General features: G+C 57.7%; 23 protein-coding genes. 4 read left to right on the forward strand and 19 right to left on the reverse strand.

Annotated features, from left to right (window positions below; translation table 11 throughout):
* Positions 1–63: 63 nt before the first annotated feature.
* The 14 genes from PP263_RS15305 to PP263_RS15370 all read right to left on the reverse strand — a co-directional run bounded on the left by PP263_RS15305 (position 64) and on the right by PP263_RS15370 (position 11,817).
* Positions 64–714: a glutathione S-transferase family protein gene (locus PP263_RS15305; RefSeq protein WP_308364511.1), complete on the reverse strand. Its 651-nt coding sequence runs from the start codon at positions 712–714 to the stop codon at positions 64–66.
* A 299-nt stretch (positions 715–1,013) separates the two neighbouring features.
* Positions 1,014–2,675 (reverse strand): DUF6055 domain-containing protein, encoded by a 1,662-nt coding sequence (locus PP263_RS15310; protein ID WP_374693723.1) that lies wholly within the window; start codon positions 2,673–2,675, stop codon positions 1,014–1,016.
* Positions 2,676–3,256: 581 nt separating this feature from the next.
* Positions 3,257–3,760: a DUF1294 domain-containing protein gene (locus PP263_RS15315; RefSeq protein WP_308364515.1), complete on the reverse strand. Its 504-nt coding sequence runs from the start codon at positions 3,758–3,760 to the stop codon at positions 3,257–3,259.
* Positions 3,761–4,252: 492 nt separating this feature from the next.
* The gene (locus PP263_RS15320) at positions 4,253–4,690 is read right to left on the reverse strand and encodes a nucleoside deaminase (RefSeq protein ID WP_308364516.1); all 438 of its coding nucleotides are present in this window, start codon (positions 4,688–4,690) and stop codon (positions 4,253–4,255) included.
* Positions 4,691–4,710: 20 nt separating this feature from the next.
* The gene (locus PP263_RS15325) at positions 4,711–5,109 is read right to left on the reverse strand and encodes an SRPBCC family protein (protein ID WP_308364517.1); all 399 of its coding nucleotides are present in this window, start codon (positions 5,107–5,109) and stop codon (positions 4,711–4,713) included.
* 343 nt (positions 5,110–5,452) lie between these two features.
* Positions 5,453–5,905: an ATP-binding protein gene (locus PP263_RS15330; RefSeq protein WP_308364518.1), complete on the reverse strand. Its 453-nt coding sequence runs from the start codon at positions 5,903–5,905 to the stop codon at positions 5,453–5,455.
* Positions 5,906–5,968: 63 nt separating this feature from the next.
* Entirely contained in the window at positions 5,969–6,343 is a 375-nt protein-coding gene (locus PP263_RS15335) for a VOC family protein (protein WP_308364519.1), read from the reverse strand.
* A gap of 97 nt (positions 6,344–6,440) precedes the next feature.
* Positions 6,441–7,235, reverse strand: a complete 795-nt coding sequence (locus PP263_RS15340; RefSeq protein WP_308364520.1) for a CPBP family intramembrane glutamic endopeptidase — start codon at positions 7,233–7,235, stop codon at positions 6,441–6,443.
* A 25-nt stretch (positions 7,236–7,260) separates the two neighbouring features.
* Positions 7,261–7,923 (reverse strand): SCO family protein, encoded by a 663-nt coding sequence (locus PP263_RS15345; protein ID WP_308364521.1) that lies wholly within the window; start codon positions 7,921–7,923, stop codon positions 7,261–7,263.
* Between the two features lie 4 nt (positions 7,924–7,927).
* Positions 7,928–8,821 carry a heme o synthase gene (cyoE, locus tag PP263_RS15350; protein ID WP_308364522.1) on the reverse strand — a complete coding sequence of 298 codons (894 nt, stop codon included), beginning with the start codon at positions 8,819–8,821 and terminating at the stop codon, positions 7,928–7,930.
* Between the two features lie 54 nt (positions 8,822–8,875).
* Positions 8,876–9,253 (reverse strand): hypothetical protein, encoded by a 378-nt coding sequence (locus tag PP263_RS15355; protein WP_308364523.1) that lies wholly within the window; start codon positions 9,251–9,253, stop codon positions 8,876–8,878.
* Entirely contained in the window at positions 9,250–10,356 is a 1,107-nt protein-coding gene (locus PP263_RS15360) for a COX15/CtaA family protein (RefSeq protein ID WP_308364524.1), read from the reverse strand. Before PP263_RS15360 ends, PP263_RS15355 begins: the two co-directional genes overlap by 4 nt.
* A 79-nt stretch (positions 10,357–10,435) precedes the next feature.
* Positions 10,436–11,059, reverse strand: coding sequence for a hypothetical protein (locus tag PP263_RS15365; RefSeq protein ID WP_308364525.1), 624 nt, complete (start codon positions 11,057–11,059; stop codon positions 10,436–10,438).
* Positions 11,060–11,070: 11 nt separating this feature from the next.
* Positions 11,071–11,817 (reverse strand): SURF1 family protein, encoded by a 747-nt coding sequence (locus PP263_RS15370; RefSeq protein ID WP_308364526.1) that lies wholly within the window; start codon positions 11,815–11,817, stop codon positions 11,071–11,073.
* Between the two features lie 33 nt (positions 11,818–11,850).
* Between PP263_RS15370 and PP263_RS15375 the strand changes: the two genes are divergently transcribed.
* Positions 11,851–12,075 carry a DUF2909 domain-containing protein gene (locus PP263_RS15375; RefSeq protein ID WP_183463911.1) on the forward strand — a complete coding sequence of 75 codons (225 nt, stop codon included), beginning with the start codon at positions 11,851–11,853 and terminating at the stop codon, positions 12,073–12,075.
* 162 nt (positions 12,076–12,237) lie between these two features.
* Here the strand turns inward: PP263_RS15375 and PP263_RS15380 are convergent, their stop codons facing one another.
* From PP263_RS15380 to coxB, 4 genes are read right to left on the reverse strand one after another with little or no spacing between them, the layout of a single operon-like run.
* Positions 12,238–13,128, reverse strand: coding sequence for a cytochrome c oxidase subunit 3 (locus tag PP263_RS15380; RefSeq protein ID WP_308364528.1), 891 nt, complete (start codon positions 13,126–13,128; stop codon positions 12,238–12,240).
* Between the two features lie 6 nt (positions 13,129–13,134).
* On the reverse strand, positions 13,135–13,866 hold the full coding sequence (locus tag PP263_RS15385) for a cytochrome c oxidase assembly protein (RefSeq protein ID WP_308364530.1): 732 nt from the start codon (positions 13,864–13,866) through the stop codon (positions 13,135–13,137).
* A 14-nt stretch (positions 13,867–13,880) separates the two neighbouring features.
* Positions 13,881–15,431: a cytochrome c oxidase subunit I gene (gene ctaD / locus PP263_RS15390; protein ID WP_308364533.1), complete on the reverse strand. Its 1,551-nt coding sequence runs from the start codon at positions 15,429–15,431 to the stop codon at positions 13,881–13,883.
* Between the two features lie 20 nt (positions 15,432–15,451).
* Positions 15,452–16,594, reverse strand: coding sequence for a cytochrome c oxidase subunit II (gene coxB, locus PP263_RS15395; RefSeq protein ID WP_308364535.1), 1,143 nt, complete (start codon positions 16,592–16,594; stop codon positions 15,452–15,454).
* Between the two features lie 369 nt (positions 16,595–16,963).
* Here coxB and PP263_RS15400 point away from each other — a divergent pair, with 369 nt between their 5' ends.
* The 3 genes from PP263_RS15400 to PP263_RS15410 all read left to right on the forward strand — a co-directional run bounded on the left by PP263_RS15400 (position 16,964) and on the right by PP263_RS15410 (position 19,049).
* Positions 16,964–17,809, forward strand: coding sequence for an MATE family efflux transporter (locus PP263_RS15400; RefSeq protein WP_308364537.1), 846 nt, complete (start codon positions 16,964–16,966; stop codon positions 17,807–17,809).
* A complete protein-coding gene (locus PP263_RS15405) occupies positions 17,809–18,297 on the forward strand; it encodes an MATE family efflux transporter (protein WP_308364539.1) in 489 nt (162 codons plus the stop codon). Before PP263_RS15400 ends, PP263_RS15405 begins: the two co-directional genes overlap by 1 nt.
* Before the next feature lie 92 nt (positions 18,298–18,389).
* Positions 18,390–19,049: a hypothetical protein gene (locus PP263_RS15410; protein WP_308364540.1), complete on the forward strand. Its 660-nt coding sequence runs from the start codon at positions 18,390–18,392 to the stop codon at positions 19,047–19,049.
* A gap of 163 nt (positions 19,050–19,212) precedes the next feature.
* Here PP263_RS15410 and PP263_RS15415 read toward each other — a convergent pair whose 3' ends face one another.
* Positions 19,213–21,939 carry a TonB-dependent receptor gene (locus tag PP263_RS15415; protein ID WP_308364542.1) on the reverse strand — a complete coding sequence of 909 codons (2,727 nt, stop codon included), beginning with the start codon at positions 21,937–21,939 and terminating at the stop codon, positions 19,213–19,215.
* Between the last annotated feature and the right edge of the window lie 357 nt (positions 21,940–22,296).

Below are 22,296 nucleotides of genomic sequence, written 5' to 3' on the forward strand. Positions count from 1 at the left end.
GTGCTCTCTCGCGCATAAGCGCAGTTCACCAGCAACATTGCAATCAAGGGCATCAAAATACGTCTACGCATGTTGTGCCCCGCCCAATTGTGTCGCGGCCTCGGTTGGCCAGGGGTCGGCCCAGGCGGGGATGCGCTCCAGCTCGTCGATCCAGCGAACGATATGGGGAAATGGCTCCAGCGGCATCTCCGACTCCCGCCAATAGTTCGCCATAGATGCCAATTGGAAGTCGGCGATGGTGAGCCTGCCACACGCCACATGGGTGCGGTTTTCCAGGTGGCCATCGAGCACCTCGGCGTATTTGAGAAGATCCGGCGCCTTCTCCCTGAGCGATTCCCTGTCCGGAGATCCGATTCCAAAGGTGGCCTTGACGATATGCTCGAAATAAAAGGGCGCCACCGCCGGTGACCAGTGGCAATCGTTCCAGGACAGCCAGCGCAACACCTCGACCTGCTCGGCGGGGTTCTGTGCCGGCCACATATCCGAGCCCGCTTTGATACAGAGGTGGGCCATAATCGCCGAGGATTCCCACAGCACCAGGTCACCCTCCACCAGGGTCGGCACTTTCATATTGGGATTCAGCGCGACGTAGTCGGGAGCCTTGAGTTCGCCGGTGACCACGTCCTTTTCGACTAGCTCCGCCTCGATGCCGAGATGCTTGGCCAGCGCCAGCACACGGCGCGGTGCCTGGGCCCTGATCCAGTAGATTTTCATACCAGTTCTCCGTTTGAATACAGTTATAGGCAGTAATCGAACGGGCTGGCCGAATATCGACAAGCGGCGGAATATATTGCGGATAGCACCGGCGTGTGAGTGAGAGGAGCAGTTGGGGATACCGCTCGTCAACAGCGCCTTCCTGGCCTATTCCACGGCCGCTTTCATAAATTTATCCATCGCTACAGCCACCTCCGTTTTGGCCGCGCCAGGCTCTAAGCACCTGTTCAACGTCTTCGAAAATTCCACCTCGGCTACGGGCCGGCAGCGGCACATCCTGTGCCGCTATTACCAACCGTTTAATTGCGCCACTGGTACGGCGGCGCAACGGTGACTTCCGTGGCACTGCTTACACCGGTGGTGTCGTCACTCACCTTGCCGTAAAAGGTGTTTTGGGTTTTGCTGCCGGCAAGGACTTCAAGGTCGCCGATATAGACCGCCGAACCTCCAATGGACGCGTTATTGGTAAACCAGCCCATGGGGTAGAAGGTGGACAGCAATGTGGCGTTGTCGCTCACATTGAAGCTCGCCGGCCCGTGGTGGCGATTGGCTTGAACACCCAGGGTGGTCAAGGCACCGACGGTGCCGCCGCTCACAGTGCCGCTGATAATTGCCGCATGGTCCTCGATGCGCGCATTGCCGCTCACATTCCCGCCCAGTACCTGGGCGTAGGGGCCTACGTATACCGAGTCGGGGGTGCCGGGCAACACACAGCCGCCGCCGTTGCTGTGGCGCTGGGTGCCTGATGGACAGGTGTCGCGCGTGCCGTTGGTAAAGCCGTCCGGCCAGGCGCCCTGCACTTCCACCATATAGGGATAGCGGTAGATGCTGGGATAGGGAGTGCCGTCCATGGGCTGCTCCCAAGTGATTTTCTGGTAGGCGGTGGGTGCCGCCAGCACCACCAGGAACAGCTGCTCGCCGGGGGTAATGCAGAAGGACAACTCGCCGTCGGTGCCGCTCTGCAAGCTGCTGTAGCGCGGATTGGCGAGATTGGAATCCGTCGCCACCAGCCCCCAGCGCCAGCCGGAGTCGGCGCCGCTCTGGGTTACGCCGCGGAAGCGGATATCCACGCTCGCTGCATTGTCTTCCGGTTTCAGTTGGATCACGTTGTAACCCCAACGCTGCGGCGCCCAGTAATAGGGGGAGCTGAAGCGGCGGTTCTGCTGCCAGTTGTCATCCAGTGTTTCCAGTTGCGTGAGGCGCAGCCTGCGCTGGCTGTAACTGGAATCGGTGTCGGTGATCGGGCCGTAGGCGTTGCGGTAAACGGCGCCCTGATCGGAGCCATCCAGGTTGCGGTAATCCCAGGTCACGTTGTGCATGGCCCACTCGCCAAACAGGTCATTGAGCTGCTCGATTCCCCAGCCCTGGGTGTACATGAGTTTCTGCCAGGGATCGCGCTGGCCCACCGGTGCCTCGCTGGTCCACATTTCGTGCACGGCACTGGGACAGTGTTTGTCCTTGATATATTCAAAGATCTGCCAGTTGCAGTAGCGGTTGCGGGTGTTGCCGTAGTGCAGATGGCTGCTGTTTACCAGCATTTCCGAGCAGTGCGCGTCGTCGCGGAAAATCTGGTGTGGCATCCAGTTGGCGTGGCTCTCGTAGATCCCGCAGCCCTTGCCGCCGCATTCGGGGAAGGCCGGCGTCAGTGACTGTACGCCGTGCATAAATTCGTGGGCGAGCACCCAGGCTTCATTGGCGGCAGACGGCCCGACCCACATGCCCATGTAAGAGATGCCGTTGCGGAACCATCCACCGCCCAAAAAGGGGAAGTCATTGTCGAAATGAATCGCCGCCTTCCACTTGGTCGCACTGTCGCAGTAGGGCTGAGGGAAACCGATGGTCGCGCCGAAATAATTGTCCCAGACCATTTCCAGGGTATCGGCGGCCTTCTGCGCGTCCTCCATCGTAACGTTTGTGCCGTCGGGCCAGTAGAACGCGAAGTGCTCGCTCTCCAGCCGCAGTGGCGCGCCGGTTTCGCTACCATCCTTGGGCGCCTGCCACTCACCGCTGAGGCAGCTGAACTCAACCGGGCAGGAAGTGGCCCAGTCGGTGGTGGTGGTGCCGGCATCGCACGCCTGGGCCGAGCCTCCCGAAGAGCTGCTGGAAGTCGAGCTGCTCGAGGACGAACCACTTGAGGAGGAAGAGCTACTTGAAGAAGAGGAACCGCTTGAGGAAGAAGAGCTGCTTGAACTGCTGCTGGAAGAGCCGCTGCCTCCGTCATCACTGCCCCCTCCGCCTCCACCACAGGCGGCGAGCAGGGCTGTCAACAGCAGTACCGAAAACTTGCCCGTCACTCGAGCGAGTAAATCCGCTGTGCACTTGTCAAGCAGAGGCATTTCTTTTTCCTTTTTTTCAGTCTGTAAATGATCGGTATCAACGTATTTCGCTGAGGGGTCAATCTTAATACATAGGGTATGGGCAAAGAGCGACATGGTTCATATGGTTGATATAATTTCAACTTCACCCGGTTGGAAATATTCTGTAAAAATTCCAATTTGGCCGGTCGTCTATTTTCTTGCGAAGTTTTGTATCGGCTTTTACTTTATGAATTTCCGGCCTCCCAATCGCTCACCACGAAGTCATTACTCTTCAAGATTGCATGCCCGACTACCGGTTGAAGATACCGCTTTAGCTCCGATAAACCTTGATACAAAAATTGTTTTCCACTGGCGGTAAAAGTCCATGCGACCAGCCCGCAATTGATAATCACGGTCAGCCAGAACAGGGCCCGAAAAGACTGTTTGCTGGTTTTGTGGTTGAACAGCCGCTGGCCCAGAATCGCACCGGGCCAGCCGCCGATCAGAGAAATCAGATGCAGCGAGTTTTCGCTGATACGCCAGCTATTAGTTCTCGCGGCCAACTTATCCTTTCCATAACAGATCAGCGCCAGCAGACTCATACCTGCAATCAAATAGAGTACTTCCGGCGGATAGCCGTGCGTAGAACTCGCAATGGCGATAGTTCCGACAAACGCGGCAACCAGTAACAACTGTAACCATACCGATGCATTCTTACTCTTGCGTTTTGACAGCGCACTACCACCCATCACTCACACTCCGCCCAACGCCTAGCCGGACTTCCCTGCCCGGCCTTGCTGGTTATAGAAAACGTTTTTCAACGCCGACTAATTACGCCACTGTTATGGTGGTGCAATAGTGATATCCGGCGCAGTCGTGCGAATAAAGTGGGCTTTGCATAGCCAACTTTTTTCTAATAAGGATTGCATATCCTTGGCTTCCCTATGTCGATTGATTTAATAGTGATGGAAAGACAAAACCTGAAATGGTGTTATACCACTTTCCTGATGATGGTAAGACCGATTCCGTCACATTCGTCTGCAAGTCCCGCCGTAGCTGCGTGACTACGGTTTAACGTCCTAGGGAAGCCCGGTGAATGGATGGAGACGCGGGTACGAAAATCGGCAAGGATGGCCGCCAGTTTCCAGGTAGGGATGAGCATTGGCTCACTGCCACGCTGTATGCCACGGCGCGGATAGTTCCATAAGGAAGAGTTTTCTATATATCGGGATACAACACCGTCAGGCGCCTATATCCTCATTCCAAAGTTCAGGCTTAGCGTGGATAAATTCACGCATCAGCGCCTTGCACTCCTCGCTGTCCAGCAACAGTAATTCCACTCCCCTCGAGTGCAGGTAGTCCTCCGGGCCCTTGAAAGTCTCGTTCTCGCCGATGACGACTTTTGGAATACCGTAGAGAAGCGCGGTGCCGCTGCACATATCGCAGGGCGAGAGGGTGGTGTAAAGAGTGCACTTTTTGTATTCGGCTGCGCTGAGACGGCCGGCATTTTCCAGGCAATCCATCTCCGCGTGCAGCACGGCACTCTTTTTCTGTACCCGCTGGTTGTGTCCGCGCCCGATAATCCTGCCGTCGCAGACCAGTACCGAACCTATGGGAATACCGCCCTCGGACAGTCCCGCCCTGGCCTCGTCGATGGCTGCCTGCATAAACTTATCCATAAGCTGGTCCCATTAAACTGTTATGCATTCTCAAGCAGGTCTTTCAATGCCTTCAGGTCCCTCTCGACGGCAGCCCTGTCTTCGGCGAACTGCTCTTCAGACATGTCCGGCTGCCGGATCAGGGTGAACAGGAACTCGCTGCCCTCGCCATTGGGCATAACCCGCATGGGGTTATGGACAGTAAGTCCCGACGCCAATTGCACGTCGTGGTCCATGACACCAAAAGGGTTCCGCTCCGTAAACTTTATCTTCACCCTGCCAAAGGGCGCATCCGCGACCCATTCATCCCCTTCCTTCTCAACCCGGGAGCTCGCCAGGCCGGCGGCCCACTGCGGCAGGTTAGCGGGATCCGAGGCGAACCCATAGACCTCCTCCGGCGGGCGATCTATATAAATGCTGATATGTTGAACCTGGTGCATAAAACCATCTCCTGCCCACCTGCTATTCATTGCTCCGCATCATCGATAGCCGAGAGAGTCTCCTTCCCCGGCATATCCGTGTCGCCCTCTTCCGCTATCTCCACGAAAGATCCTCGACATAACCAGGCGGTAGCTCATATAGGCAAACACACAGCCCACCAGCAGCGAGGTGATCTTGTAGGAAATCAGGGAAAGTATGATGTGAGAATCCAGTTCCACTTGTTGGCCTTCTTGTATTTATTGTTGGCGAACCCGAATGCCATCTGGCACTTGTATCAGACGGAAATCAGCCTATTCGCGCTACCAGGTCGCGAACCGTGGCGTAAATTTTCTTGTCTGCCTCTTATTTATCAACCATATCTTCCCACGCTTCCACCACGAATTCACCGTTTTTTAGGAAAACCCGGTACAGTTGGTCGAAGCCTTCCTCATAACCTGGCAGTTGAAGCTTGTTGCGGGTTGCCCTGATGCCCACCTCGGGAATTCGCTCCCTTCCCTCTCTCAGCGCATTTCTCCGCAGGCACTCTTCCAGGCCGGCGGCAAAGTAGTAGCCCACAACCTCGAAGCGGTGCTCCCTGAAGCCACTGATGTACCTCCGCCGGCAGTCCCTGGTGGGGTTTGTGTTGTCGATGACTACCGGCTGCTTCGACTCTAGGCAGGCATTAAAGAGAATCTTCTCTCTATGCCTTGTCTTCAGCATGTCCAGGTTGAGGCGGATATGAGTTCGATAGAAGTGCTCGAGATAAAAGAAGGATTTGCCACTGGCTTGAAGGCCGATAAATATTACTCCTTTCATGGCGGAAACCCTCTTTGGTAATCGCCAAATCCTGGCCTACACAATTAGCGCGCCGATTTTCCACTATGGGTCCGGTTGATCAGCGCTGATATCAGACCACACCGCAAACTCATTACCGCAAGGCTCGGTGAAATGAAAACGCCTGCCGCCCGGAAAGGAAAATATGGGCTTTACTATCTTGCCTCCGGATTTTGCCACTTTCTCCAGCGTGCCTTCCAGATCGCTACTATAGAAAACCAGCAATGCCGCCCCGTTTTCCGTCGATGAATTCATATCCGCCTTAAAGAAACCGCCGTCGAGACCCTGATTGGAAAACGCCGTGTAGTCGGGGCCATAGTCTACAAATGACCAGCCAAAGGCGTTTTCAAAGAAGGCTTTGGTGTCGGGAAGGCTTCTTGATGGCAATTCGACATAATTTAGTTTTTCATGTTCGCTCATAAGTTACCCTCATTTGCGAATGTATAGATCCACATTCGCATTATGCTATTTCATTTCTAACTCAGACTAGTGCGTTTAAATCGTTATGTACTTGTTGCTAGCCCGGCAATGGGTACGGTAACAAAAACAGATGCAGGGCATTCACACCCCAATGCGCTAGCACACAAGCCCAGAAGTTACGGCGCAGATACCAGAGCAGCGAATAGCAAAAGCCGGCGACGCCCACCAGGGTCAGCGCCAGCAGCGAGGCTGCCCAGCCGATGTGCAGCAGGGTAAATATTGCCGTCACCAGCAATATCGCTATCCAGCGCCAACGCCCCAGCAGTTCCTCGGTGCCCCGCTGCAGTACCCAGCGGAAGAAACCCTCCTCGCTGATGCACACCACCAACAGGTTGACCATTGCGGCGACGACGATAGCAACACCGAACTTGGGCGACAGGCCAATCGCCGCCAGCCCGCACAGAAACGGCAGCGCCATTGCAGCCAGGATATAGGGAAGGTCCGCCCGCTTTAGCCAGCAGCGCTGTCGCACCATAAATGCGACTACTGCTATGGCAATCACCACCTTACCGGGATTGAAGCTGGCGTAGATGGTGTTGCCAGCGGCGTCGCTATAGGGCGGCAGCAGCTCGATGCGCGCACCGCCGGGCAGAATGCCCAAGGCGACGACCAGCATCAGCAGTGCGGATATCAGGTAGCCGAGGGCACGTTTCCAGCCGCTGTGGGCTTCGATTGCGCAGAGCGAAAGCCAGATCAGTGGAGCGGCGGCGCCGGTCGGGCCGAAGGGAATGGCGCATAGCAACAGCAGTGCGGCTGGCAGCAGATAGCTGTAGCCGAGGCGCCTGATGTCAAATGATCCTTCCCTGTGTTCAATCCTTTGTTCGATGGGCATCGCGTCCTGTCTGTCGGTTGGGAATTCAGCCGTTAAAAGTAGCGCGCATGGACCGGTAAGTCAGCTTCATTTTTGCCGGGTCCAGCGGCGCACTGAAAAAGCCGTGGTAGTGGCCGCGGGGGTTGATCAGTACCACCTGGGAACCGTGGTCGATGGTGTACTGGCCGTCCTCGAGCGACACCCTGTTGAAGGGCACGTTGAGCTGGTTGGCGAAGCGCTTGAGATTGAGGAATTCGCCGGTGACGCCGCGGAAATCGTCATTGAAATAACGCACATAGTCGCGCAGCTGCGCGGGGGTGTCCCGTTTGGGGTCCACGGAGACCAGCAGGATATCGGTATCCGCGCGGGTTTCCTCATCCAGGGTCTGGTAGAAACTGTTCAGGGTGGCCAGGGTGGTGGGACATATGTCCGGGCAGTGGGTGAAACCGAAGAACACCAGGGTCCAGCGGCCGCCCAGGTCTTCCGTCTGGAAGGGCTCGCCGCTGTCCGCCAGCAGCTCGAAATTGTCCAGGATACGCGGGCGCTCGAGCTTGACCGCGCCGTTGGCGCGCAGCTCGGAGTCGCTGATCACCCGCGGCTGATTCAATTTGTGCAGGAAACCGGCGAGTACGGCGAGCATAAACAGCACCAGTACCGCGACGGTTAGAAGGATACCGCGCTTTTGTTCCGCTGTAGGTTTATTGGCCATGGGATTACACCGCAATCAAATAATGGTCCAGCAACATGATGCAGAAGAGCGCCATCAGGTAGACGATGGAGTACTTGAAAGTCTCCATACCCGCATTGGGATTTTTGTCCCGCAGCATTTCCACCGCCCAGTAGACAAAACCCAGCCCCAGCACCACGGCGCCGAGGAGGTAGAGCCAGCCGAGCATCGCCGTGGCGAAGGGCAGCAGGCTGACGGCGAACAAAACGAAGGTATAGAGCAGGATATGTAGCTTGGTATAAGCGACGCCGTGGGTCACCGGCAGCATCGGGATATCCGCCTTGGCGTATTCCTCCCGTCTGTGCACCGCCAGTGCCCAGAAGTGCGGCGGCGTCCAGGCAAAGATGATCAGTACCAGCAACAGGCCGTGGCCGTGCAGATCGCCGGTAACCGCGGTCCAGCCCAGCAGCGGCGGCGCGGCGCCGGCGATCCCTCCAATCACGATATTCTGCGGCGTGGCGCGCTTCAAAAACATGGTGTAAACAACCGCATAGCCGAGCAGGGAGACCAGGGTCAACCAGGCGGTGAGCGCGTTCACGAACGCGAGCAGGATCGACATGCCGGCGCAGCCGAGCAGCAGTGCGAAGGCCAGCGCCTTTTGCGGTTCGACCCGGCCCCGCGCCACCGGGCGGTTGCTGGTGCGCGCCATCTTGAGATCGATATGCCGGTCCACCAGGTGATTGACCGTCGCCGCGCTGCCGGCGCAGAGCGCTATACCCAGGTTGCCGAGTATCAGGATATCCAGCGGCACCATACCCGGCACCGCCAGCAACATGCCGATCACCGAGGTGAGGATCATCAGCATCACCACCCGCGGCTTGGTGAGCTCGTAGTAGTCGCGCCAGCTGGCGCGGCTCAATGCGGCGGTTTGTATGCTCATGGTTTCACCTCGTTATTATCTTGATCTTTGGGTGGCCGCTCGGCGAAGTGTACGCTATGGCGAGCCCTTCCGTTCGGGAACCGCGTAGGCAAGTCCCCGACATTCCATATAAAGTTGGCAGATGGCAGCTACACTTTTCCCACAGGATTCGACCACTATGCCGTTTCCTCCCAGACCGTGAGCTTTCACCTTCAGGTCATTAACCAGTGCTCTTCTGGTGGGCTTGCGTTCGCCGGGTTTTTCCTGGCAGTAAGAGGCTTCGACAAAACCCAGTGGGGTCGCATCATATTGATCGATCTCTTCCGGTGAGTACTCTTTGACACCCTTGGTTTTCACCTTACTGCCGACGTAAGCTCCCAAATTAGTGTTGAACTCGATGCCGCTGCAACTGCAGAGCATGACTGTAATAAAAAGAGTTGTGACTTTTTTCATAGGCCTCCCGCCAAAGCAGTTTCGTGCTCATCCGTCTTTTCGAAAGAACTCTCTCTTGCGCCCGCTGCCTGTGCCGTCTGAATCCGATAGCAGAATGTCAGCAACCCGAGCAGCAACAGCGCCGCGCCGGCATTGTGAGCAACGGCAATTGCCAGCGGCAGGAACATCACCACGTTGGCGATACCCAGGCAGACCTGCAGGCCCAGGACTCCGGCCAGACCGACGGCCCAGCGGCGCGAACCGGCGCGCCAGGCGAGGGCGGACAGAGTGAGTACCAACAGGCTTACGACCAGCGCCCCAATTCTATGAGTGATATGTATGGCGGTGCGCGCGTCGCTCTCCAGCGCGCCGCCGAGATAATTTGGGCCTATCTGCTGGGCGAGATCGAAACCTTTCCGGAAATCGGTCTGCGGCCACCACTGGCCGTGGCAGGTGGGAAAGTCTGCGCAGGCCAGCGCGGCGTAGTTGGAGCTGGTCCATCCGCCGAGGGCGATTTGCAGCGCAACCGCAGCCACGGCGACAAATGCCAGCGGGCGGATTTTCTGCAACATGCGGAATTCGTGCACGGGAATGGTACGGCCCTCATTTGGAGGAGCGTTGCGCAGCCGCTCCACGATCAGCCATAGCATGGAGAGTGTGGCCATACCGCCGAGGAGGTGTGCAGTCACCACCTGCGGCCAGAGTTTCAGGGTTACCGTCCACATGCCGAAAGCGGCCTGCAGCAGTATCAGCGCCAGCAAGATATGGATCTGTATAAAAGCACGCTGACCGCGGCGGCGCCAGGCCATGACCGTGAGCCCGCCCACGAGGAGCAGCAGCATGCCGGCGAAATAGCGATGCACCATTTCCGGCCAGGTTTTTCCTGTTTCTACCGGAGCGTGGGGGAAAGCGGCGTTGGCGGCTTCGATTTCGTGATGTTCATCGGGCCAGGTCAGGTGCCCGTAGCAGCCGGGCCAGTCCGGGCAGCCGAGGCCGGCATCCGCCAGGCGGGTGAAGGCCCCCAGTACCACTACCACCACCGCCAGGGCAGTGCCGGCGAGGGCCAGGCGCAGGCGCCAGTCGGGCCTGGCGGCTTGGGTGGGGTCCGTCGTGAAATTGTGCATGCATCTCTCCCGGTTACTTCTTGTGACCCACGTCCTTGTGCGTCACTCCTAGGGGCAGCCCGCGGCTGCACAAATAGACCTATTTGTCGTAGGAGTATTTCAACAGCCGCTTGATATCCTTCAGCAGCTGATTACCGCTGTGGTGATTGTCGTACACCATCATGGCGAAGCCCCGCTGGTCTACCAACAGGGTGCTCACCCGCTCCAGGCGGGGATGGTTAGTATCGCGCAATAGCCCATCCAGTGCCGCCGATTCCTGCACAGCGAAACGCAGACGTGGATGCTGTTCCCGCAGCTGGGCGCGACGCTCCTCGCTCAGGGGGGTGGAGCTGACCAGCAGCCGCTCCACTCTGTCCGCCTTTTCTCCCAGGCGGATATGGACCTGCCGGGTGGTGTAGAGCAGCTTCTCACACTCCGCCGTACAGTCGCCACCGGGAAGGATCAGGTAGCGCCACTTGGGGCTTTCCGAGAGGAGATCGAGGGGCGCGCCACCGGGCTCCAACAGCGGCAGATGCTCGATACTGCGGGCTGGCTGTAGCAGTTCTCCCTGGTTGACCGTGCCCTCGGGCATGCCGATGCCGGTGCGGAAAACGATATAGGCGGCGAGCATTGGCAGCACCACCGAGGCAATCACGGAAAGGGCCTGGAAGCGGCCGACACCGGTAGGCTTTTCTTCTGTGGCTGGGTTGTAGTTGTTGTTCACAGTGGTTACCTCTAATCGCTGTCCGCCTGTGGGCAGGCTCTATATTTTTTGCGCAGCTTCCGCGGCAGATCCGTGGCGGCGAAGAGCCACAGTACCAGCAGCGCGGCCGCCATGGCGAACCACTGTACCGCGTAGGCGGTGTGGCGCTGGGGCGGGCTGTTGATCAGTTGCCAGCCGGTCAGCAGCGCGGTATCGGAATCGGCGCTCAGGCGGACGGACCAGGTCGGCTGTTCCAGCGCCAATTCCCTGCCCAGGGCGCGATTGGCGCTCTGGACCCGCGGCCCGGCGGGCACTTCGCCGGCATCATCGAGCGGATACAAAAAGCCGGTGATCACTTTGGCCGCCCGCGGCCACGGGACTTCCGGCAACTGCTCGCGGTTCGCACCCGCGGGCACCCAGCCGCGATTGACCAGCCAGCGCTCTTTCCCGGAGACAAACACCTGCAGGATTTCGTAGCCGACGCGGCCGTTGCGGGTACGGTTGTCCAGGTAGCGGATCTCGTCGCGGTAGTAACCCGACAGGCGCACCGGCGTATAGGCCTGTATTGCCTCCAGCTCGGCGGGCTTCCGCGGTTGCGCGGACAGGCGTGCATCGATGGCCGCGTTCAGCTGCGCTTTTTCCTCCGCGCGCTGCAACTGCCACAGGCCCAATCCCAGCAACACCGGTAGCAGCAGGCCGCTCAACAGGGTGAGAGGCCAGTTGCGAATCGGTGCTACACTGGCCGTCTTCGCTTGCGCTGCGGGGGGATGTACCGTCATGCCGATCTTCTACAACAAGTGGCGAATAATAATATGTGGCTGAAAATCGTTATTGTATTTTTGTTTCTCGCGGTGCTGGCCAGCCTGTCCAGCGCGCTGTTTTTCCTGCTCCGCGACATGGGTGCACCACAATCAAAGCGCACCCTCTACGCCCTGGGTATCCGCATTACCCTGGCGGCGCTGTTGCTGCTGGCCATCTGGTATGGGTTTGACAGTGGAATCCTTTCCAATACTGCGCCCTGGGCGGATAAATACTAAACCTGCATTCCCTGTAGGAGCGGGCCATGCCCGCGACAATTTGTCTGGAACAAATTTGGACGCCGAAGGCGCCCGAAGGGTGAGCGCCAGGGACGGTGCGAACCAGCGATAGAGGTCTTTACAAAAACCGATCGCGGGCATGGCCCGCTCCTACAACGGCCGTCAGGCGCCGAGTACGTAAACGAAAATAAACAGGCCCACCCAGACCACATCCACAAAGTGCCAATACCAGCTGGCCGCCTCGAAACCGAAGTGATCGTCCGGCTTGAAGTGCTGCGCGATCACTGAGCGCAGCAACATAATCAGCAACATGATGGTACCCATGGTCACATGGGCGCCGTGGAAGCCGGTCAGCATGAAGAAGGTGGTGCCGTAGATACCGGACTCCAGGGTCAGGCCCAGGTGCTGGTAAGCCTCGTAATATTCCTCTGCCTGGAAGAACAGGAATAGTGCACCCAGGGCAACGGTGGCGGTGAGCCATAGGTTAAAACCGGTGCGTTTGTTCTTCTTCAGGAACACATGGGCAATATGCACGGTGACACTGGAGGCGAGCAGGATTACCGTGTTGATCAGCGGCAGGTGCCAGGGATCGATGATGTCCTTGGGGCCGACAAACCGGGCCGCGTCACCGTTGGCGGCGGCGTCAGGAGTCACCATCAGCGGCCAGGTGTTTTCGAAACCCTGCCACAGCATATTGGAGCTTCCGCGATCGCCCTCTCCCCCCAGCCAGGGCAGCGCGAAAGTGCGGATATAGTAAAGGGCTCCGAAGAAGGCGGCGAAGAACATTACCTCGGAAAAAATAAACCAGCCCATGCCCCAGACATAGGAGCGCTTCAGCTGCTCACTGTTCAGGCCGGCCATATTCTCCTTGATGACCGCGGAAAACCAGAACCAGAGCACCGTCGCCATGGCCAGGGCGCCGGCGAAGAAAATATAGGCGCTGCCGCCGTTGATCCAATTGGCGGCACCAAAGGCGGTCATAAACATACCGATGGTGGCGAATATGGGCAGCCGGGACTGCTCGGGCACATAGTAGCTGCTTTCACTGGCCATAGTTTTTTATCCCTCTCGCTGGGGGTCGGATTTGTTGTTATTGCCTGGAACCTGGATCTGTGGCTTCAGGGTGGATGCAGAGTGCAAGATATTGGCGTCATAGTGGATTTTCCGAGGGAGTGGCGTATCCGCGATTACGGCCGACTGAGGAAAATTCTCTATGGCGTCAAGAGCTTGTGCTCTGCGCCGCAATGAAGCTACAGATTCAGGTTTAACTCTTTCCGTGACATCGAACAGCGTATAGGAAAGGGTGATGGTATTGACGCTCGGCGGCAGGTCCGGATCGACGATAAAGCGCAGCGGCAATTCCGCGCTCTCTCCCGCCTTGAGTATCTGCTGGTTGAAGCAGAAGCACTCCGTTTTGTGAAAATACCCCGCGGCCTTGAAGGGCACGAGACTCGGTATCGCCTGGCCCACCATGTCCCGGCCGGTGGGATTCGCGGCCAGGAACACGGTGTCCATCGCCTCTCCCGGGTGTACCTTCATTGAAACCACACTGGGCTTGAAGCTCCAGGGCATGTTTTCGTTGTTGCTCGCAACGAATTGCACGGTGACCAGCCTGCTGTTGTCCACCGCCGCGGGTACCGCCTCGTAGCGGCCGCCAGTCTTGCCGTTGAGGCCGGTGACCTCGCAAAAGGCGTCGTACAGCGGCGGCATTATGAAAACGGCGAACACCAGCATGCCGGCGGCGAGCGCCAGCATCTGGATAGTTACTTTTGCGTTTTCACTCCACCGCATCGATCACAGCCCCGTCAACGCACGGCCGGCGGTGTGCTGAAGGTGTGGTAGGGAGCGGGCGAAGGCACCGTCCACTCCAACCCCTCCGGATTCTCCCAGACCTTGTCGGTGGCCTTCCTGCCGCCCTGCACCGTGCGAATCACATTGAACAGGAACACGAGCTGCGCGGCGCCGAACAGGAAGGCGCCCATGCTCGCGATCTGGTTGAAATCGGCAAATTGCAGCGCGTAATCGGGGATCCGCCGCGGCATGCCGGCGAGGCCGACGAAATGCATGGGGAAGAAGGTCAGGTTGAGGCCGATGAATGCCAGCCAGAAGTGCACCTTGCCCATGGTCTCGTTGTACATATTGCCGGTCCACTTGGGCAGCCAGTAGTAGACGCCGGCGGTGATCGAGAAGATGGCGCCGGGCACCAGCACATAGTGGAAATGGGCCACCACGAAATAGGTGTCGTGGTACTGGAAGTCCGCCGGTGCGATCGCCAGCATCAGCCCGGAGAAACCGCCGATGGTAAACAGGATCACAAAGGCCACCGAAAACAGCATCGGTGTCTCGAAGCTCATGGAGCCGCGGAACATGGTGCTGACCCAGTTGAACACCTTCACTCCCGTGGGCACCGCGATCAGCATGGTGGCATACATAAAGAACAGCTCACCGGCAACCGGCATGCCCACGGTGAACATATGGTGCGCCCACACAATAAAGCTCAGGAAGGCGATGGACGCGGTGGCGTACACCATGGAGCTGTAACCGAACAGCGGCTTGCGCGCGAAGGTGGGAATGATCGCCGACACGATTCCGAACGCCGGCAGGATCATGATGTACACCTCCGGGTGACCGAAGAACCAGAACACGTGCTGGAACAGCACCGGGTCGCCGCCACCGGCGGCACTGAAGAAGCTGGTACCGAAGTGGATATCCATCAGCATCATGGTCACCACGCCGGCCAGTACCGGCATCACCGCGATCAGCAGGTAGGCGGTGATCAGCCAGGTCCACACGAACAGCGGCATCTTCATCAGGGTCATGCCCGGCGCGCGCATGTTCAGGATGGTGGCGATGATATTGATCGCGCCCATGATCGAACTGGCACCCATAATATGGATGGAGAAAATAAAGAAAGTCACGCTCGGCGGCGCATACTCGGTGGATAGCGGAGCGTAGAAAGTCCAGCCGAAGTTGGGGGCACCGCCCTCCATGAACAGCGTGGAAGCCAACATCGTGAAGGCGAAGGGCAGAATCCAGAAACTCCAGTTGTTCATGCGCGGCAGCGCCATGTCCGGAGCGCCGATCATCATCGGGATCATCCAGTTGGCGAGGCCGACGAAGGCCGGCATCACCGCGCCAAACACCATGATCAGGCCGTGCATGGTGGTCATCTGGTTGAAGAATTCCGGCTGCACGATTTGCAGGCCGGGCTCGAACAGCTCGGCGCGGATCACCAGCGCCATGCAGCCGCCGAGCAGGAACATCGCGAAGCTGAACCACAGGTACATGCTGCCGATGTCCTTGTGGTTGGTAGTGTAGAGCCACCGCTTGAATCCGGGTTGAGGACCGTGTGCCATACTGAATTTCCTCTCCGCGCTTACTGCTTATTCTTAAAATTGAGAATGTCGATGGGCTGGACCGTATCGCCCATGTCGTTGCCGAAGGCGTTGCGCTGGTAGGTGATTACCGACGCCAGATCCACCTCGGAGAGCTGTTCGCCGAACGCCTGCATCGCCGGGTTTTTCTGCGAGCCGTTGATTACCATATTCAGGTGGCCCTCCAGCGGACCGGTGGCGATCTTGGAACCGGCGATGGCCGGGAAAGCGCCGGGTACCCCCTGGCCATTGGGCTGGTGGCAGGCGGCACAGGTGCGGTTGTAGACTTTCTCACCCTGGGCGTAGAGTTCGTCGAAGGTGAAAGTCTTCTCGGTGAGCTCCCTGGCCTTGGCCGCGGCCTCGGCGCGTTCGCCCAGCCAGGCAGTGTACTCCGCCTCAGGCACCGCCTTGACCACAATGGGCATAAAGCCGTGGTCCTTGCCGCAGAGTTCGGCGCACTGACCGCGGTAGATACCGGGCTCTTCGATGCGGGTCCAGGCCTCGTTGATAAAGCCGGGGATGGCGTCTCTTTTCACCGCCAGCTCCGGCACCCACCAGGCGTGGATTACGTCGTTGGCGGTCAGCAAGAAGCGGATTTTCTTGCCCACCGGCACCACCAGCGGCTCGTCCACTTCCAGCAGGTAGTCCGGACCTTTCGGCAGCTGGTTGTCGATCTGTGCACGGGGGGTGGAGAGGTTGGAGAAGAAGGAGACATCGGAGCCCAGGTAGTCGTATTTCCACTTCCACTGGTAGCCGGTGATCATGATATCCAGGTCGGCTTCCCCGGTGTCGTAGATATCGTAGAGGGTCTTGGTGGCGGGGACGGCCATGGCGACCAGGATCAGGGTGGGAATGATGGTCCACACCAGTTCGACCGCGGTGCTCTCGTGAAACTGCGACGCCCGATAGCCCTTGCTCTTGCGGTGGCGCCACATGCTGTAGAACATCACCCCGAACACCAGTACGCCGATGACCACGCAGATCCAGAAGATCAGCATGTGCAGGTCGTAGGTGGTACGGGATACCTCAGTTACTCCCTGGGTCATGTTGACCCCCCAGCGCTCCGCCCCCTCTTCCGCCAGCGCGAAATGGGCCGGACCCGAGGTGGCCAGCAAGGCGAACAGCCGATTGAAGCCTCTCAACATCGCCTACAGATCTCCGTGTGTTGCGAGTCTCCGTGCGGAAACTCGTTATTCTTATCTTCAGCCGTCGGCCGTCACGGATAACTGGAGTCCCCCCGCCGCCGGCATGCCAGCCTCGGAGAAATTCCACACAAAAATTGTGGACATGCTGTAGTAACACAAGACTACATACACTGGGCGGGGAGAAGATTCCCCGCGATACTGCCGTCAGTGCAACTTGTTATTCTAATCAAAGATTTTTTACTTCAGATGTCGTCGTCCGGAAGGGTCAACCAACAACCTGTTACTTATTTGTCGCATCTACTGCACGGCTAAAAGGAACATATCGCCGTCGAAAAGTCAATTAAACCGCCAACCATAAGAACGTTCTACATGCAGCAGTCACAGGTAGCCGAGCAGCCCCATTCCCGCGTCTGGGGCCTGGCCTGGCCGATGATCCTGAGCAATATCTCGGTGCCCCTGTTGGGCGCGGTGGACACCGCGATCCTGGGCCATCTGCCCTCCCCCGAATACCTTTCCGGCGTGGCCATAGGCGCGAGCGTGATGTCCATGCTGCTGTGGGCCTTCGGGTTCCTGCGTATGGGTACCACCGGCCTGGTAGCCCGCTCGGGGGACGGCGGCGAGCAGTGGCTGATGCGCGCCCTTGGGCTGGCCCTGGTGCTGGGCCTGGTACTGTTGCTGCTGGCCTCACCACTGCTGCCGTTCATAGTCCGCTGGATGAACGCCAGCGAGCAGACCGGGCCCCACGCGCTGGCCTATTTGCAGATCCGCCTGTGGAGCGCGCCGCTGGCGCTGGCCAACTTCGCCCTGCTGGGGTTCTTTATCGGCCGACAGGACAGCCGCGCGCCGCTGTTTATCCTGCTGGCCGCCAACGCCCTCAATATCCTGCTGGATTTAGTGTTTATCGTCGGCCTGGAACTGGGTGCCCGCGGTGCGGCTATGGCGACGGTGTGTGCGGATATCTCGGCCTTTGTACTCGGCCTGCGCCTGCTGGGGCGCGTCGAACCGGTGATATTCTCCAGGCTCGTGCGCCTGTTGCGCCGGCCGGGCTTTTTACCCTGGCGCGACCCCGCGCCCTGGACCGAACTGTTGCGCATCAACGGCGATCTGTTTGTGCGCACCTGCCTGCTGCTGCTCACCTTTACTTTTTTCACCGCCCAGGGCGCCGCGCAGGGAGATGCGGTGCTTCAGCCAACGCGATTCTGCTGCAACTGCTGATGATGACTTCCTACGCCCTGGACGGCTTCGCCCACGCCACAGAGGCCCTGGTGGGGGAGTCGATCTCCAGGAAATCGCCGAGGCTTTTTCATACCACCGTGCGCAGCGCAGGCACCTGGGCCCTGGCCAGCGCCGCGGCCATCACCGCTATCTATGTAGCCGGCCAGCCGCTGATACTGCCGCTGTTCAGTGATATCCCGGCGGTGCTCGAGCAGGCGGAAGGGGTTTACTGGTGGCTTTGCGCCCTCCCCCTGGTCGCGGTGTGGAGTTACCAACTGGACGGAATCTTTATCGGCGCCGGCAGAAGCCGGCAGATGCGCGATACCATGTTCGTGGCCACCGCGCTGGTTTTCTTTCCTGCCTGGTGGTTCACCCGCTCCTGGGGCAACCATGGCATCTGGTTCAGCCTGTTTTTGTGGACTGGCGCTCGTTCCATAGGTCTACTACTTTTCTATCGCTACTACACTTCAAGCAAATCCTGGACGTAACTGGAGCGACGGTACAAGGCAATCTTTTTTTCGCGTTATGCGGTGCTGCGGAAGAACGGAAAAGGGGATTCCACCGTTCGACAGTGGTAACGATGTACGATGACTATCAGATCATGCGGAGATGCATCGATCGCGCGGTTACCCTGGAGCGACACAGCGGGCGCTTCTGCCGCGCGCTCAGACGCTCGCTTCCCGGACTGCACCACAGTATTCGCCTTCCCCGGGGCGACGGCCCCAAACACCTCACCGGTTTTGCAATCCGTTATGTCCAGGCTGTGCCGGATTGGCTCGAGCGGCTGGAAATCCTGTGTGGAGCCGCCGGACTGGACCTGGCGCCCGTACGCGAACTGATCCGCTGCGCCTTCGCCCAGCCACCGGAGCGACACCCGGAACATACGGGCCTGGGGGCGTTGCTGGACGAGGCCTACCTGGCGCATCGCACCCTGGAGGAGATCAACGACCAGCTGCAGCCCGCCTGTGGGACCCCGCTGCTGCCCATGGACCCGATGGCGGCCAACCTGGTGGTGCGCGAACTGCTGGGCGAGGAGTTCGCGGCAGAACTGGACGCGATCAGCGTGGAGATCGGCCGCCGCTTCAGCGGCCTGCAACTGAGTCCGGACAGCCTGGTGGCGCTGGTCCTGCGCAAGCATCGCTTTATCGAGACTCCGGGAGTGTGGCCGGACTTTGCCGGGCGGCTGGACATCGCCCTGCGAGTGCCGCTGGCAACGCCGCAGGTGGATACCTCCCATTGATCCGCTCCGCAGAGCATCGTCAGCGCCGGGCGGCGATTGCCTTGACCAGCTCGGCTTTGCTCATGCGGCTGCGGCCGGGGACATCCAGCCAGCGACCGTTCTTGGTCGCTGGCTGGATCAAGTTCTTCATTCGCTTTAAACAGTTCCTAGTGTGGTGTAAGAATTAGAAGTTAGCGCGTAAGCCTAATGAGAAGCGTGCGCCAGTTGCGCTGTAGTCCAGCAGCCGCTCCTTATAGATGGAGAATGAGCGCGTTTTTTCATCGGTCACATTGATCCCCTCCCCATAAATAGTGAGGCGATCGTTTACGTCATAACTCGCACTCAAGTCTACCTGGCCGTAGGCTTCGACCATTTCTGCCTGGCTCTGTCTTCCGATGGCCCGCGCCAGATATTCATCGCGCCAGTTATAAGCTGCGCGTAGTTGAATACCATTGGCTTCATAAAAAGCGATAAAGTTTGCAGAGTCAGACAGGCCTTCCAGCGCAAACTCTTCGGGTCTTGTAATCGGGTCGAAATCATCGTCGGACTCAACGATGGTGTAGTTGGCCTGCAGGCCAAAACCATTGCTGAAGTTATGCAACGCCGCAATCTCAAACCCGGATACGGTTGCCGATGCCGTATTGCGTGCCCGCGTCACCTGGAATTCACCAAACGGATTGCCCGGCAGCAGGTCTTCCGGCAAGGTGGTCTGAGACAGGAAATTTTCAGCTTTTTTGACAAAAGCGGCTGCACCGACATAACTCGCATCGGAGTAATACCAGGACCAGGACAAGTCGTAGTTGGTTGACTCAAATGGTTCCAGTTCAGGGTTACCGCCAGACGCCGTGCTGGCGCCCAGACGTCCCACATACCCGCCCAGGCCGACGCCAAGTCGGGTCAGGGTTGGTCGAGACATGGTTTTAGACGCAGAGAAGCGCGCTACATGCTCGTCGGTGACATCAAGCTTTAAATTAAGCGATGGTAATACATTGCTGTAATCATGCTTGACGGTGACAGTTTGAGGATCCGTAAATCTCAAATCAAGCAGTGTCGGGTCGCTCTCTACCTGGGTAATATCTGTCAGTACCGAGGTAAAACCGGTTGAAGCAACATCAGTTTGCGCATAGCGAACGCCCAGGTTGCCGGAAAGCGCCATGTCGCTTATTTCGGCAGTGAAGTCCAGTTTCACGAAGGCTTCGAGCACCTGCTCATCGACTTCGTGCTCGCTAGTTCGATTAGCTCGGGGGAAGGGGTTGCCGGAACGCTTAAGCAGCTCCGCTTCTGCCCGTTCTTCTGGTGAATCCGCAAAAACTCTATCCAGATGCTCAGTTGACCAGAGATATTCGGCATATTCGATCGGATCAAAAGTGAACCAGGTTGATGGAACCCCGCCATCCAGGAAACTACCTTGGTTAACGGCGGTAAACAGTTCATCCGGTAAATCATAGCCGTACCCGGCAAAGATGCCGCCTTCCGTGGTTCCGGTATCACTGCCGCCTTTTGTCCGGTCAGAACCGTAAATGCCAAAGCTGACCTTCTCAAAATTCCCGAAAGGCAAATGGTATTCACCATCGAGGCTGAACTGGCCAATACTGTCTTCGTTAAGACCGCCGCTAAACCAGGTTTGGTGGCTGCGCAGATCTGCCGCGCTTATACCCCTATCGAGACTGATCGTCGGGTATTCTCCCCCATTGGTATAGTCATACCTTGGGTTGGCCGTTGGCGAACCGACAATGACAAATTTGCCACGACCTCGATTGTCATTTTTGGCATCTGAATAGGATGCATCAAAATCAACGATAAAGTTTTCCGTTACATCCCATGCCAAATTCACACCCACCTGTCGGGTTTCTGTTGGGCGACTGAATTCTTGCTGCACAAAGTCCGATGCCAAGTCAAATTCACCGTCATAGGAGTATGCAAGCAGAGTATTATTTTTGTCCGCAGTGACGGAATCGAAGAACTCCCCCCAGTCATGGGTCCAGTTAGCGCTGGTCATCACGGATGAGTCGACGACAAACTTGGAATACAGCAGGTCCACCGTCATTTCAATGTCATCGGTGATCTTCGCCTGGAATACACCAGTACCGCCGAGGCGTTCACGCGTTCCGATATCACTGAAAAAATCCATGTTCCTCGGAACGCGCAATTTGCTAAAATCAGCGTCACCTACCTGGCTGGGAACATAACTCAAGTCCCGCTCCATCCAACCACCGGTACCAGCATTGTCTACACGGTACTTTCTTTCAGAATAGGTGGTAGAGATCAGGAAACCGAAGTCCTCATTAGAAATGCTATAGACGCCCGACATCTGTGGGAAGTGATCCTCAGCCAGGGTGTCATAGGTATCTTTTACACTAAAAGCCGTTTTAACTCCGTCAAAATCCATCGGTTTTGCCGTGCTCAAGTCGATGGTGGCCCCGATACCGCCTGTGACCAAGTCTGCTGTACCAGCCTTGTAGGCGTCGGCACCACTGATTACCTCTGCGGCCAACACATCGAAACTGAATTCCCGACCGGCGTTTTCTGTTGCCAGTACTCTGCCGTTGTAGAGCACCGCGTTAAATTCCGGCCCAAACCCACGCACCGTCAGGAAGCGCCCCTCACCACCACTCCGGTTGATTGAAATGCCGGTGATGCGTTGAAGGGATTCCGCGACGTTCTGATCGGGAAATTTTCCCAAGTCCTCGCTAGCAATGCCGTCAACGATTGAGTCAGCCGCGCGCTTCTTGTCCAGCGCTCGCTTGTTACTTCCCATAATGCCAACGACTGACACTTCCTCCAGTTCGCCGGCTTGATCCGTTACATATTCCTCTAATTGCATCGCCAGGGACTCACCAGGAATTGCGGCAAAGCCACCTGAGGTAATGAGAGCCATAACTGCTGAGAGTTTATTGTTCTTGAATCTCATTCTTGCACCTTCTAATAGTTAGAAACTAGTTCGATCAGACACAAGCAGCAAGGTAAATAAAGATTTGGCTTTATTAAAATTCCGCCGACAACCTCATCATTACCTGTTCGTAAAATGATCGGCCGGTTGGGCTGCGTTCAATTCAGGGTTTATTTTCCGCAACCCGGGTCACTCTAACAAAGCGAAACTTCAAAGGAAATATATATACGATAAATACCATATATGGATTAGAATTTGCAGCGAGCCAGGACAGCAGCAGTTTTGGAGCGTCGTCGCGGATAAACCTCGAGGATTTTTTGCACCGAAAAATTGTCGTATAGCGCGCCATACCACCGGCGTTTTTCAGGATAGTTGTCG

The sequence above is a fragment of the Microbulbifer sp. TB1203 genome, from assembly GCF_030997045.1.
In the GTDB taxonomy this organism is placed as follows: domain Bacteria; phylum Pseudomonadota; class Gammaproteobacteria; order Pseudomonadales; family Cellvibrionaceae; genus Microbulbifer.